At 40.6% G+C, this 12,574-nt stretch carries 15 protein-coding genes; 5 read left to right on the top strand and 10 right to left on the bottom strand.

What is annotated here, in order from left to right; translation table 11 throughout:
* The first annotated feature begins 1 nt into the window (after position 1).
* Genes ACERC8_RS05000 through ACERC8_RS04990 form a run of 3 tightly spaced genes read left to right on the top strand, consistent with a single transcriptional unit; the run spans position 2 to position 1,702 of the window.
* Positions 2-1,117, top strand: coding sequence for a cysteine desulfurase family protein (locus tag ACERC8_RS05000; protein ID WP_373658797.1), 1,116 nt, complete (start codon positions 2-4; stop codon positions 1,115-1,117).
* 3 nt (positions 1,118-1,120) lie between these two features.
* Entirely contained in the window at positions 1,121-1,468 is a 348-nt protein-coding gene (locus ACERC8_RS04995) for a DUF1831 domain-containing protein (protein ID WP_018367885.1), read from the top strand.
* A 12-nt stretch (positions 1,469-1,480) separates the two neighbouring features.
* Positions 1,481-1,702, top strand: a complete 222-nt coding sequence (locus ACERC8_RS04990) for a DUF4649 family protein (RefSeq protein WP_018367884.1) — start codon at positions 1,481-1,483, stop codon at positions 1,700-1,702.
* A 173-nt stretch (positions 1,703-1,875) separates the two neighbouring features.
* Here ACERC8_RS04990 and ACERC8_RS04985 read toward each other — a convergent pair whose 3' ends face one another.
* From ACERC8_RS04985 to ACERC8_RS04965, 5 genes are all read right to left on the bottom strand, one after another.
* Entirely contained in the window at positions 1,876-2,511 is a 636-nt protein-coding gene (locus tag ACERC8_RS04985; protein ID WP_373658796.1) for an ATP-binding cassette domain-containing protein, read from the bottom strand.
* Between the two features lie 11 nt (positions 2,512-2,522).
* On the bottom strand, positions 2,523-3,170 hold the full coding sequence (locus ACERC8_RS04980) for a hypothetical protein (protein WP_373658795.1): 648 nt from the start codon (positions 3,168-3,170) through the stop codon (positions 2,523-2,525).
* Entirely contained in the window at positions 3,154-3,942 is a 789-nt protein-coding gene (locus tag ACERC8_RS04975) for a hypothetical protein (RefSeq protein WP_373658794.1), read from the bottom strand. The genes ACERC8_RS04980 and ACERC8_RS04975 overlap by 17 nt, the downstream gene beginning before the upstream one ends.
* Positions 3,943-3,998: 56 nt before the next feature.
* A complete protein-coding gene (locus tag ACERC8_RS04970; RefSeq protein WP_373658793.1) occupies positions 3,999-4,382 on the bottom strand; it encodes a hypothetical protein in 384 nt (127 codons plus the stop codon).
* A gap of 317 nt (positions 4,383-4,699) precedes the next feature.
* Positions 4,700-5,518 carry an Rgg/GadR/MutR family transcriptional regulator gene (locus ACERC8_RS04965; protein WP_373658792.1) on the bottom strand — a complete coding sequence of 273 codons (819 nt, stop codon included), beginning with the start codon at positions 5,516-5,518 and terminating at the stop codon, positions 4,700-4,702.
* 150 nt (positions 5,519-5,668) lie between these two features.
* On the opposite strand from ACERC8_RS04965, the gene ACERC8_RS04960 reads away from it, so the two are divergent.
* Together ACERC8_RS04960 and ACERC8_RS04955 are read left to right on the top strand one after the other, a co-directional pair.
* Entirely contained in the window at positions 5,669-6,310 is a 642-nt protein-coding gene (locus ACERC8_RS04960; RefSeq protein WP_373658791.1) for a redox-sensing transcriptional repressor Rex, read from the top strand.
* Positions 6,311-6,477: 167 nt separating this feature from the next.
* The gene (locus ACERC8_RS04955; protein WP_373658790.1) at positions 6,478-7,176 is read left to right on the top strand and encodes a gamma-glutamyl-gamma-aminobutyrate hydrolase family protein; all 699 of its coding nucleotides are present in this window, start codon (positions 6,478-6,480) and stop codon (positions 7,174-7,176) included.
* Between the two features lie 229 nt (positions 7,177-7,405).
* Here the strand turns inward: ACERC8_RS04955 and radC are convergent, their stop codons facing one another.
* The 5 genes from radC to ACERC8_RS04930 all read right to left on the bottom strand — a co-directional run bounded on the left by radC (position 7,406) and on the right by ACERC8_RS04930 (position 12,463).
* Complete coding sequence (radC, locus tag ACERC8_RS04950) at positions 7,406-8,089, bottom strand: DNA repair protein RadC (protein WP_373658789.1); 684 nt, start codon at positions 8,087-8,089, stop codon at positions 7,406-7,408.
* A 41-nt stretch (positions 8,090-8,130) separates the two neighbouring features.
* The gene (locus ACERC8_RS04945) at positions 8,131-9,243 is read right to left on the bottom strand and encodes an AI-2E family transporter (protein ID WP_373658788.1); all 1,113 of its coding nucleotides are present in this window, start codon (positions 9,241-9,243) and stop codon (positions 8,131-8,133) included.
* A gap of 16 nt (positions 9,244-9,259) precedes the next feature.
* On the bottom strand, positions 9,260-10,084 hold the full coding sequence (locus ACERC8_RS04940; RefSeq protein WP_373658787.1) for a Cof-type HAD-IIB family hydrolase: 825 nt from the start codon (positions 10,082-10,084) through the stop codon (positions 9,260-9,262).
* Positions 10,085-10,199: 115 nt separating this feature from the next.
* The gene (locus ACERC8_RS04935; RefSeq protein ID WP_373658786.1) at positions 10,200-11,765 is read right to left on the bottom strand and encodes a recombinase family protein; all 1,566 of its coding nucleotides are present in this window, start codon (positions 11,763-11,765) and stop codon (positions 10,200-10,202) included.
* Positions 11,762-12,463: a recombinase family protein gene (locus ACERC8_RS04930; protein ID WP_373658785.1), complete on the bottom strand. Its 702-nt coding sequence runs from the start codon at positions 12,461-12,463 to the stop codon at positions 11,762-11,764. The genes ACERC8_RS04935 and ACERC8_RS04930 overlap by 4 nt, the downstream gene beginning before the upstream one ends.
* Positions 12,464-12,574: the final 111 nt, after the last annotated feature.

The following is a 12,574-nucleotide window of genomic DNA, read 5'->3' as shown; positions in this document are numbered from 1 at the left end:
GATGATTTATCTAGATTATGCCGCAACCAGTCCCTTGTCAGAAGCTGCCATCCAAGCGATGACAACCACCATGTCTGAAACTTTTGGCAACCCATCAAGCTTACACGCTCTTGGACGACAGGCAAGCAAATTACTAAGGGAAAGCCGGCAGTTACTTGCACAGTTGCTTGACGCTAATGCTGATGCGTTTATTTTCACCTCTGGTGGAACAGAAAGCAATAACCTCGCCCTCAAGGGCTATGCTTTAGCTAATCAAAACAAAGGTAAACATATCATTTCCAGTCAGATGGAACACCATGCTGTACTTGATGTCTTGGCTTATCTACAGGAACGTTTTGACTTTGACGTAACGCTTTTACCACCATCTGAGGACGGTACGATTTCTCCTCAACAGGTTGAGGAAGCCTTACGACCTGACACTATCTTGGTTAGCCTCATGTGGGCAAATAACGAAACTGGGCATCTCAATCCCATTCGTGAGATAGGCGACCTCTTAGTCCACCATCAAGCAGCCTTTCATGTGGATGCTGTTCAAGTCGTTAGCAAACTACCGATTTCCCTAAATTGTTTACCGATTGACTTCCTCTCTGCTTCTGCTCATAAATTTTATGGTCCAAAAGGTGTCGGTTTTCTCTATGCTAAAACAGAGGCATTTGACAAACTCCTACACGGTGGCAATCAAGAAGCCGGTCGCAGAGCTTCAACTGAAAACTTAATCGGCATCTCAGGTATGGTCGCTGCCCTAGCAGCTTGTACGGAACAACTAGAGCAACATCTAGCTACTGTTCATCATCTCAAACAGGAATTATTGCAACAACTGAGTCATCCGCGCATAACGTTAAACAGTCCTGACGAGGCCTTACCACATGTGATTAACTTATCGATTGATGGAGCCAACAACGCCCTGTTGCTCACGCAAATGGATTTGGCAGGTTTTGCCATCTCGAGTGGCTCAGCCTGCACCGCTGGGAATGTTGAACCCAGCCATGTCTTAATCGCCCTATACGGTGACAAGTCCCCAAAAATCACACAATCCATCCGCATCAGCTTATCTCATCACACCACCTTAGAAGAGATAACCGCTTTTGCCACTACCTTAAAGAAAGTAATTGGATAACTTATGGCTTTTGAACAAACTATTTCATTAAAAGATTGCAAGTACCGCTACACCATCAACCCAGCGGTCAAGCCCTATACCTTACGAGACACAACCTTTACCCAAACCAAAGTCGGCAATTATGAACTCACCCGTTTGCTAGAGGAGTTGCCCAATTCAGGTAATGGTTTTCCGCTCAAGCTCATCATCAATGCTGATTTGACCGGAGCCAAGCTGAACATCACTGACCGTTCGGGTCTTCGTCTGGTTAATATTTTCAAAAATCCTGAGCACAAAATGCACCAAGACAAGTTCTACTTTTTAATGGATAGCTTAGTGGAACGTGGTATTTTTACTAAAACAGAACAATAGAAAGGTGACAACATGCTAGTTATTACTTACCTCAACTCGTCACAACAACCCTTTGAACTCAAATATGACAGCTATGAGGACTATGAGCGCTCTCAATTGACCTGCTCTGCACCATTAGCTGACCATTACAAGGTCACAAAAGTTACCTTAAACGGTCATGACATTGACTATACTGGTCAATTTGGCGACCTCTACTTCTACCTGATGAAGCTGGATAGAAGTCAATATAATTAGTAAATAGGCTGGGACAAAAAGTCCCAGCCTATTTAACATTAACACTATTTGAGATCTGAACAAAACACAGTACCCTATGCTTCCATCTTTTAAGATTTGGACTGTCCTACTAGACCGTGCAAGGCTTTGACAACGACGTTTTTTTAGCTGACCTAGTTCTATATCGCTTATTTTTACTGTCTATAAAGTTTGCCATTTCGAAGTAAACAAGTAACGTGACATAAGTCAGAAATATTTTCTGAGATATGGGAAGTCATAATGACCAATCGGTCAGCTGCTTGTCCATAAGAACGGATAAGGTCCTTTGTCAAGGCAACACTTTTCTCATCCAAAGCGTTCATCGGCTCATCTAACAGCAAAATCTTTGGCTGATGGATAAAAGCTTGAATAAGCGCTAGCTTTTGCTTGGTTCCCAAGGAGAGATTTTTATAAGCGATTGTCTTAAATTTTCCTAGACCATAATAATCAATCCAGTAGTCGATGCTCTCATCTGTAATCTTGGGAGAGAGGTGTTTTAAGAGTTTCAAGTTCTCTAGCAAGGTCAGATAAGGTAAAAATTCGACATGTTCAATCACTAGCCCTGCATCAGTGATGTAGTTGTTGGAGTTTCTGATGAGGGTTTTATCTTGATAAACTTCTCCTGTATCCAATCTGTAATAACCTGCTAATAGCTTTAAAATAACAGTCTTGCCTGAACCGTTATCGCCTTTAAGACCATAGATATAGCCATTGTCAAATGTGACTGTGACATCATCAAGGATGACCTTATCCGCCAGACGCTTACTTCCATTCAAAATTGTTAATGTCATGATTCATCACCTCATAATTGACTGCCAAAAGGCAGTAAGAATAATCCCCCAATACCTACGATAAATAGAATAAGGGTTAAAAGAATATTATTAAATAAAAACTCTTGGCTAAAAATAAGTAGCACAAATCCTAGTAAACTGTACATGGTATTTGGTGCTAAAAGAGAAATTAGCCAAGCTCCCAAGAAATTGACAACTAAAAACTGAGCCAGCAAGACAGCGATGCCTAAGTCTTTGGTGTATAAGTAAATCACTAGCGATGTCAGCAACCAAACCATAACATCAGCCAAGAAAAACTTAAGTTGAAACCGCAATCGTTTAGATAGATAAGTGAACCGATTAGCACTATGATACTTGATAACATGATAGAACTGCTCCGACAGCTCGCTGGTAAAGGCAATCGTACTTAAAAAACCAATCCCCAAAATAGAAAAAACAAGCAATAACTTAATTAAATCAAAATAAGGATTACCAAAGTCATCAATTCCCAAGAATGTCCACAGCCCTTGTCTAAAAAAAGTTGTACCCGTTATGGAAACCGTAAACTGTCGGCTCAATCTGCCTAATAAAAGCCATACAAACACCTGCAAAAGCCCGACTCGCCCCAACAAAATCAGCAAGGGTTTGATAAAAGTGTTCCATTTAGATGTCTCTATCATAATAAGAAAGTACTCCGTAACCAATGAGATAAGGAATGAAGGGTGATAAAAGTTTTGGGATTGTCCAATCAAAGTAAGTGATAGATAAAAGGCTTGTTAGAGGAACAAACCAACTCGGTAAAATATAATACAACAACATACAACCAGGAATTAAACAGATAAAATAGAAACCTGCACCACGCAAGAAGTTTTTTGTAATATCCAAGACTTTAAAATACAAGAGACAATTTATAAAAACACCCAAAGCCATCCATAATGAAAAGAAAATTAAATAAGATATTTTGCCTGAAAAGAAATGGTCTAATAGGCTACCATCTAAAAAACCATGAAGGTGCCGATCTTCTAAACTTGTACCTGTGGCAATCATTAAACCAATGATTAACAGCCAAAACATAAAAAGATAGATTGAACTAGCCAGTAAGCCAAGCTGGATTTTCAAAAATTTTCTCATCTTATGATAGGTCGTATTTTTTCCGATACCTAATCTGATGAACTTGTCTTTCAAGCTAGCATAATCATAACCCATCAACACGATGAGCAAAACTAGAAATTCCACATTTTTCATATTAAAATCAAAGAGACGATTCTCCACGCTTAACATAGATTGAAGAATCTCATTTTTGATTTTCAAACCGTCAAAATTAGCCAAATCAGGGGCATTAGGGTTAAAGGTTAAGTAATGGATGACAGGTTCTTTAAAGCTCAAGGCAAGAAAGAAAAAACCAATTGTAACATACACCCATTTGTAACGAGCGAGTTTCCAATAAAACATCGTAGCCTCCGATATAATAAAAATAGAAAAACGGAGTTGGAAGTTATGATGCGATTTTAGTTTGGAGACCAGCTACCTGTAATATAAGCTGGACCATCCCAAGGATTCTCACGAGCCATATCAAGAGCATAGATGTAACCAGCAGTCGCCCAGTTAGCATGCTCCGTACGATCCCCACACCAAGTTTTATAAACATCACTACGAGCTTCACCATTAGAGTTTACTAGAACATGTTTAACTCTAATCCCCATACCAGCACTATCCTCTAGGTTTTGAATATAGGGATAATTTGCATGATCTTTTTGAACGTAGTAAGTTCTGGCATAATCCCTTGTTATTGTGAAACGGTGAAAGTAACCGATTTGTTTCGCTTCTACAATACCAGCTAAGCTCAGTCCCAAAAGAGATGTTGCAAGAAGTGTTTTGATAAGTTTTTTCATCTGTATTTTCCTCCCTACAAAGATAAGATTGTGTTAGAGTTTATCAGCAACTCCGCTTTTCCTTAATTCCATTTTAACACTATTTATTAGCCAAACGAAAAAATCGCATATTTGAAATTTTATAGATGAAAAATTTCAAATATGCGATTTTTAACCATCACCCTAAAACCATTGTACAATGTATATAGTATATAAATAAAAATCATTAGTCAGGTGAACCAACATGAGTTTTAAAAACTTCTTTGCCTTAGTTACTCTAGGCGGTATCACACTAAATATTGCAATCATCCGTCCAGCTTCTACACGACCTACTCCATCTAATCAGTGGTTTTATCGTAGATAGTTAAGAGTTGCTCTAATTTTAGATGTAAAATTCCTAATAATTCGGGATTTTTCAAAATCACCAAAGCATCCAGGTAAGCTTTAAGGTCTTCTAGGTCAATCGTTCCGAGGACACTATACTTGTAAAACTGTTCTAAAAACTCTGACATAAAGTACTCAATTAGAGACAGTTCCTTGCGCTCCAATAATGTTGAAACGATGTTTAATAAAGCGAATTTATACATCCTCTTATTATTATGTAAGGAGTGATAAAGAATCGACCGTTTAATCAAAGCTCTTCCTAAAAAAATAATGTCTGAAACATCTAAGACCGATACGGTATTCGTAAACAGGTAGAGTTCAAAAGCTGTCCACTGTTCAACATCATAGAGATAGGTCGTCAACAGCTCAATGTCTTCTTCGAAAATCTTTCTTGATGGATCAAGTGAAAAAATAGCGTTTTTGACCATAACTTGCAGTAACCTTTGGTGAATGTTATCATTATCCAATTCCGCTAATAAAGCTTCAAGAGCAAGGAGGTCTTTTTCAAAAAAAGCTTGGCTAAGACGATGGCCAAAAATCATAAAAGGTCTATCTTTGTAGCCATTCAAAGCATGACCAAATTCAGCAAATGTCATGTTTATGCCCTCGACTGCCTGCAATAGACGATCTGCTGATAACATGCATTGCCCCTGCTCAAATTTTGATAACTGCGAAGCTGTCAGATTGCCTCTTGCAACATCTTTTTGCTTGACACCTCGCGCTAAACGCAACTCTTTATAAAATTCTCCTAATTCTTTTTGTCTATTGTTCACTATAAAATTATCTCTCTTTGTTCACTTTGTTTTAGTGTACCATAAAAACAGGCTAACATCAATCACTAATACAACTTTGTGAATTTTAACGTTGCTTTTTTCACAAACTTTATTTATAATAGGACATAGATTATGTTTAAGGAGCTTGTGATGTCAGATAAGACGATTCCAAATGCGACAGCTAAGCGACTGTCTCTGTATTACCGTATTTTCAAACGATTTAATGCTGAAAAAATCGAACGCGCCAACTCTAAGCAAATTGCCGAAGCTATGGGGATTGACTCTGCGACTGTCCGCCGTGATTTCTCTTACTTTGGTGAACTGGGACGCCGTGGTTTTGGCTATGATGTCAAAAAATTGACCGATTTCTTTGCAGATATTCTCAACGACAAGGCCGTGACAAACGTGTTGATTGTCGGTGTTGGAAATATCGGTAGGGCTCTCTTGCACTACCGTTTCCATGACCGCAACAAGATGAAAATTACCATGGCATTTGATACCGACGAGAATCCCATAGTCGGAGGAACCATTGGTGACCATGTTCCGATTTACGGGATTTCAGACATCAAAAAACATCTGATGGGCACAGATATTGAGACTGCTATTTTGACTGTTCCAAGTGTGAAGTCACAAGAAATTGCAGATATTTTAGTCGATGCTGGTATTAAAGGCATCCTGTCTTTCTCACCAGTTAATCTCGATGTCCCTGATGACGTGATTGTCCAGTATGTGGACTTAACGAGCGAACTTCAAACCTTGCTCTACTTTATGAACCGTCAAAAAGAGAGTTAAGCCTATCCTGACAAAAGGAGTGTGACGCCTATCACCCCAAGACTGATAAGATCGTCCTACTCCTTTTTAGTTTATATTTTCCTATCACTGTTATCATAAATCGCTATTTTACAGACGTCAACTCTTATGCTATACTGGACAAATAACTCACAAGATAAGGATAATTTATGACAAAACCTCTCATCGGTATTTTTGCCAATCAACGCCTCAACACCGCACTTGATAATATTCCGTGGACCTATGTCCCAACAGGATTTGCTAAAGGGGTTGAAAAAGTTGGCGGTATTCCTCTCGTCTTTCCAATGACCACACAAGACGATCTTCTATCAACTTATGTGCAGTTGGTTGATAAACTCATTCTCATCGGTGGGCAAAATATTGACCCTAAATTCTACGGGCAAGAAAAAGATGCCTTTGAAGATGACTACAGTTTGGAACGTGACCTCTGCGAGTTGAAAATCATCGCGTTAGCCAGACAACACCAGAAACCTCTGTTTACGGTTTGCCGTGGTACTCAACTGGTCAATGTCGCTCTTGGTGGCAATCTCCATCAAGATATTGTTAGCCACTGGCAAAGTGACTTACCTCATGTCAAGACACACCAGATTGCGATTGAACAGGATTCTTTGCTGGGCAAGGTCTATGGGCAACGTGCGCACATCAATTCTTATCATCGTCAAGCCATTGACAGACTCGCCGATGGCTTACGCGTGGTGGCACGTGCTGTGGATGACCAAACCATCGAAGCTGTCGAGTCTAGCCTGCCGAATTTCCGTTTCCTAGGCGTCCAGTGGCACCCCGAGTTGCTGCACGAGGTCAGCCAAGAAGACGAGCGGTTGTTTGATTACGTCGTTAACCAATTATAAATACCTGTGACTGGATTATCTATTCAGTCACATTTTTTTCAATGGCAGTTAGATTAGTCAAGATAAAAAAGCGTAAGGATCATGACTTAACAGCCTTATTGACTACTTTTACTGGCTATTACGTCTGATTTCCTTCCAGATTTTAGGGATGAGACTTGACAGTTGAAGAATACCAACCACTTTGAAAGGTTATCATGATAAGACTAACTAGGTTCAGAAGGTTTCTTGTTTAGTTTAAAACATCTCCTTCTTCTCTAAAGCTATAATACTGTCGTTTACCCACAATCAAATGATCTAGTAGAATAACCCCCAAATCATCACAGCAGCGTTTTAATTTTTGGGTGAATTGTTTGTCCTCAGGACTAGGTGTGCAGACACCGGATGGGTGATTGTGAATAACAATTACTGACGTCGCCATGCTACGGCAAGCATGGTAGAGAATTTCCCTCGGCTCAGCAACGGAACGCCTCACACCACCAATAAAAACGGTCTCGCGATGGATAATCTTATTTTGACTGTCCAGATAAAGAGCTACTAAATGCTCCTGCTTCTTATCTCCTAGCTCTGCCATCATTTTCTTAGCTAACCCTTGACTGCTGAGAACACGATCTAAGCGAGTAAATTCAGCATCTTTGATGCGGCTAGCAAGCTCGATAATCGCCTTGAACTCAATCGCTTTGACTTGCCCGATGCCTGGCAAGGCTTGTAATTCTTGAACGGATAAGGTTTTTAGGTCAGCCAGATTGGTCAAGCGCGCCAGGATTTGATTAGCAATATTAAAAACAGGTTCGCCTCGTGTGCCTGTTCGCAGTAAGATAGCTAACAGCTCTTGATTGCTCAGCTGTTCAGCACCGTAAGCTAACAATCGCTCTCTGGGTAGTAAAGGGCCCTGCGCAAATTCAACAGAATACATAAAAATTCCTCCACACGATTATTCGCAATGGAGGACTGATTTTAAGACAAGGTGGTCTTATTTTTTTTATGAATGCAATCTTTCAAGATTTGATAACAACTGGCTGCGACCGGAACAGCAACTAGCATACCTAAAATCCCTGCAACAGCACCACCGATAGTGATCGCAACCAACACCCAAATTGCAGGTAGACCGATTGACTCGCCCACCACACGTGGGTAGATAAGGTTGCCCTCGAATTGTTGGAGCAAGACTACAAAAATAACAAAGATAATCGCCTGTTGAACAGACTGGGTCAAAATCAGGATGGTCCCGATGGTTACTCCAATATAAGCACCAACAACCGGGATAATCGCTGTAAAGGCAATCAGAAGGCTAATCGTCCCTGCATAAGGGAGTTTCAAGAAACTCATGCCTATAAAGGTTAAACTTCCCAAAATCACCGCTTCTAAGCTCTGACTGACAAAAAAGCCACGAAACCGCTGGTCAAAGATGCCAATCAAATAGTAAATGGTCTTAGCAAATTTTCCGGTGAAGGTATCAATCAGCAAGGAAAACTGGCGTCCCAAACTCTCTTTACTTGCCAGAACATAGATGGAAAAAATTAAACTGATAAAAACAGTCATGACAGTGTTCGCAATGGAGGTGGCAGACGTCAACATGCTGGTTAAAATGTTTAAGACCTGATTCAGGAGTTGCTGGCTATAATTCGCAATCTGCTGGCTCAAATCCGTATTCGCACCCGTTTTTTCAAGCAACTCTTGCACCCAAGGTTTCTCCTGCAGATCAGCAATCACCTCTCTAATATGGTCAATATCCACTGTTAGTAAGGTCTTAATACTTGAAATCAAATCGGGCAAAACCACGCTAAAAATGATGAATACAAGTAAGATGAAACTGAGATAAGACAGTAAAAGAGAGACAGACTGTCGCCACTTAGGGGCTTTTTGGTTAAAAAGAATCTGCCATAATTTCTCATAGGCTTTCATGACAATATTGACAATATAAGCAATACCAGCTCCTAGCAAGAAGGGCTGTGCAGCCTTGAAGCCTGTATCAACTAAGCCTGCCGCACTTGACCAATAGGTCCATAGCAAAAAGCAAGATAAAAAAGATAGAAAAACAGTTAGCACAACTGATTTATTAAAATTCATAGCATCTCCTTCACACTTAAATTTTAGTGAGCACTTCTCGTTCAATAACACTCAGAACGCCATGATCACGATGATTTGGCGCTAGAAAATGAGCTGCGTCTTTCACTGCATCTGGAGCATTGTCCATTGCATAGGAATGATGAGCCAGTTGAAGCATTTCAATATCATTGCCCCCATCACCAAATGCCATGAGGTCTTCTGCTGAAATACCCCATTTATCCAAGAGATGTTGCAGACCCCAAGCCTTGTGTAAACCTGTTTCGATAACGTCAACTGATCCATATCCGCTGGTTGTAGCAGTCAAATTTCCTGAGAAATAAGTGTTAAAGACCGTAATGATGTCATCACACTGTTCTTCTGGTAACATCATGCCCAGTTTTAATATCGGTTCATCAGGCAACTCAGAAAAACTGGTCAAACGTTTTATTCGAGATAAAAAGAGCGCCATTTGTTCAGCTTCGATAGCGAAATGATTAAACGGAAAATGAGCATTTTCCAACAGATAAAGACCGTTTGCAGTGGTGATAGAAATGCAATAATCAGCCTGCTTGTCCTGATAATAAGCTAGAAAATCAGCAACTAACTGCCTGTCCATTGTCCTGCGCACCAGCTCTTCACCACGATCAATCACATGACAACCATTGTCTGCAACAAAGGCAATCCTATCTAAAAAACCCTCAAACATCAAGGACAAACGTCCCATATTATTCCCACTAGCCACAACAAATCGGATGTCTTGATGATCTAGCTCTTTTAAGACTGTTTCAAATCGTTCACGATCATAAAGTCCCCTATGATCTAAAAATGTGCCATCCATATCTGTCGCAATTACCTTAATCATACAATCTAACCTTTTACCTTTCAAGGGGGTGCAAAAATAAGATAAAACTTCCCATATCTCTCTAAAATTATACCACAAAACGCAAAAAAAGCGTACCTGCTCGGTACGCTCAAGGTTATAGGTCTATCTGACTGCCATCTCTGAAATGAAAGCAGACGTGTTCCTTATCTCTAATAATAACTTTATCAACCATTGTCTGCCATAGTTTTAAGTCAAAGGTCTCCACTAAGTGAGGGGTATTCGCCAACCCATCAATAAACTGTTTCAGCTCTATTTCTCTATGCTTTTGACTGGCTAATTCTTCTTGAGCCTGTGAGAGATTATCGTTTGTTATTGAGTAGTTGCGAGCTAAAGACTCATACCGTTCTTGAAAGTCTTCCTGTGGCAAGTTAGTACGAGCGTGTCGGTCAATGAGGGACTCCAGGGCATAATGCTGGTCTGACAATTCTTTCTCCAGAGTAGAAATGGTGCTTTCAAACGTAGAACAATCCCCAACTATCTGAAGCAAGGCAGATAAATTAGACAACACTTCTTCCTGATGAACGAGCAGGCGATTAAGCCCTTGTACAAATAAGTCCTTGATTTGGGTTTCAGTGAAATGAGGTGTCGAACACTTGTCTTTTCCTTTATACTTGGACCTGCATTGGTAAATAGTTCGCTTATACTTACTGGTCGAATGCCAAACCTTACTACCAAAACTTGATCCACAATCTCCACAGATTAACTTACCTGAAAAATGATTGCCTGTCTGCCGTTTCTGCTCTAGTCTATCAAGCTCAACTTGAACGGCGTCAAAGGTTTCTCGGTCTACAATGGCATCATGGCTATCTTCCACATAATACTGAGGCAATTCTCCCTCATTAGCTTTCTGACGTTTGGTAAGGAAGTCTACTGTAAAATGTTTCTGAAGAAGGGCATCACCCTTGTACTTTTCATTTCGAAGCATTCGCTTGACAGTGCCATAGCTCCAACGACTCTTGCCTGCTGGCGTAGGAATGCCTTGCTGGGTTAGGTCTGAGGCGATTCTATTGGGGTTTATCCCCAATAAAACCTGTTGAAAAATATAACGGACAATCTTGGCTTCTTCTGGGTCAATTTCAAACCCTCCTCCTTCTTTCTGACGAAAGCCCATTACTTGGCTGTAGGAAAAGGTGACCTTGCCCTGTGCCAACTGTCGCCTGCGTCCCCAAGTCACGTTCTCCGAAATGGAACGACTCTCTTCTTGAGCTAGACTTGACATAATAGTGATAAGCAACTCTCCCTTGGCGTCAAAGGTCCAAATGTTTTCCTTCTCAAAATAAATCTCAACCCCAGCCTCCTTGAGTTGACGAACCGTTGTCAAAGAGTCAACAGTATTTCTGGCAAATCGGCTGACAGATTTGGTAATGATAAGGTCAATTTTTCCCTTCAAGGCATCGTCCACCATCTGTCGGAATCCTGTGCGACGCTTGGTTGATGTCCCTGATATCCCTTCATCCGAATACATCCCCACAAACTCCCAATCTGTTCGTCCTGTAATATAGCTCGTATAATACTGAACCTGAGCCTCATAGGAAGTAGCTTGGTCATCATGGTCAGTAGACACCCTGGCATATCCTGCCACTCGGCGTTTGGCAAGTGTTGGAATAGGCAAGTGTTGACTGACTTGTTTAACTGGCTCTAACTTCGTTACTTTCTTCATGGTCTTGTCCTTTCCGTCAGTGGTATGACACCTGTTTGATTATCTCGATAAGTGATAATCAACTCCTTTGTCCTATTATTAAATGCCAATCGCTTGATTTCTTGAGGTGAAATGCCTTGTTGCTGAAGCTGAGTAACAATAGCTTCTTCAGTAATCGTTCGATTAGAACAAGCCGTCACTCCACTTTTAGCTCGTGTTCGACAAGAATAGCGAATCCTTCTTGCTCCATCCTTTTTCTTCTCAAGACTATAAATCATATCTAATTGACACTGTCCACAATAGACTCTCCCCTGAAAAAGACCGACTCCTTCATGCTTAGAACGTCTACGGCTGGCTCGCTGACGTTTTTCTTCTTGAACCGCCTTAAAAAGTGCTTGAGAAACAATCGCTTCGTGGGCTTGTTCTACCAAATATTTGCTCATTTGCCCCTTATTCTCTACCGAACGATGACCAAATGCTGGACGGTAGGTTTTCTGTAACACCAACTGTCCTGTATAGGCTTCTTGATTCAAGATATTGTGGATGACTCGCTTGGTAAACCGATTTCCTCTTCTAGTACACACTCCTCTACCTTCCAGTTCTTTGGCAATACTTGAGGCAGACCGACCATCTAAATACCATGAAAAAATCTCTTTCACAACCTCAGCTTCATGAGGTTCTATGACATACTCTTCGCCCTTCCAACGATAACCATACATGTCCTGTGGACTATGAGGTAAGCTTTGAATCGGTTACACTAAAGAAAACAGGAGAACTCTATGTCTAGAAAAATCCGTCGTCAATTTAGTGATGACTTTAAGCAACAAATT

Source organism: Streptococcus sp. E29BA (assembly GCF_041807805.1).
In the GTDB taxonomy this organism is placed as follows: Bacteria; Bacillota; Bacilli; order Lactobacillales; family Streptococcaceae; genus Streptococcus; species Streptococcus entericus.
This window is presented reverse-complemented; position numbering and strand designations above follow the sequence as displayed.

What these genes read in the sequence shown, in the direction of transcription:
- ACERC8_RS05000 (WP_373658797.1), top strand. Translation starts at nt 2, where the DNA reads ATGATTTATCTAGATTATGCCGCAACCAGTCCCTTGTCAGAAGCTGCC.
- ACERC8_RS04995 (WP_018367885.1), top strand. Translation starts at nt 1,121, where the DNA reads ATGGCTTTTGAACAAACTATTTCATTAAAAGATTGCAAGTACCGCTAC.
- ACERC8_RS04990 (WP_018367884.1), top strand. Translation starts at nt 1,481, where the DNA reads ATGCTAGTTATTACTTACCTCAACTCGTCACAACAACCCTTTGAACTC.
- ACERC8_RS04985 (WP_373658796.1), bottom strand. Translation starts at nt 2,511, where the DNA reads ATGACATTAACAATTTTGAATGGAAGTAAGCGTCTGGCGGATAAGGTC.
- ACERC8_RS04980 (WP_373658795.1), bottom strand. Translation starts at nt 3,170, where the DNA reads ATGATAGAGACATCTAAATGGAACACTTTTATCAAACCCTTGCTGATT.
- ACERC8_RS04975 (WP_373658794.1), bottom strand. Translation starts at nt 3,942, where the DNA reads ATGTTTTATTGGAAACTCGCTCGTTACAAATGGGTGTATGTTACAATT.
- ACERC8_RS04970 (WP_373658793.1), bottom strand. Translation starts at nt 4,382, where the DNA reads ATGAAAAAACTTATCAAAACACTTCTTGCAACATCTCTTTTGGGACTG.
- ACERC8_RS04960 (WP_373658791.1), top strand. Translation starts at nt 5,669, where the DNA reads ATGTCAGATAAGACGATTCCAAATGCGACAGCTAAGCGACTGTCTCTG.
- ACERC8_RS04955 (WP_373658790.1), top strand. Translation starts at nt 6,478, where the DNA reads ATGACAAAACCTCTCATCGGTATTTTTGCCAATCAACGCCTCAACACC.
- radC (WP_373658789.1), bottom strand. Translation starts at nt 8,089, where the DNA reads ATGTATTCTGTTGAATTTGCGCAGGGCCCTTTACTACCCAGAGAGCGA.
- ACERC8_RS04945 (WP_373658788.1), bottom strand. Translation starts at nt 9,243, where the DNA reads ATGAATTTTAATAAATCAGTTGTGCTAACTGTTTTTCTATCTTTTTTA.
- ACERC8_RS04940 (WP_373658787.1), bottom strand. Translation starts at nt 10,084, where the DNA reads ATGATTAAGGTAATTGCGACAGATATGGATGGCACATTTTTAGATCAT.
- ACERC8_RS04935 (WP_373658786.1), bottom strand. Translation starts at nt 11,765, where the DNA reads ATGAAGAAAGTAACGAAGTTAGAGCCAGTTAAACAAGTCAGTCAACAC.
- ACERC8_RS04930 (WP_373658785.1), bottom strand. Translation starts at nt 12,463, where the DNA reads ATGTATGGTTATCGTTGGAAGGGCGAAGAGTATGTCATAGAACCTCAT.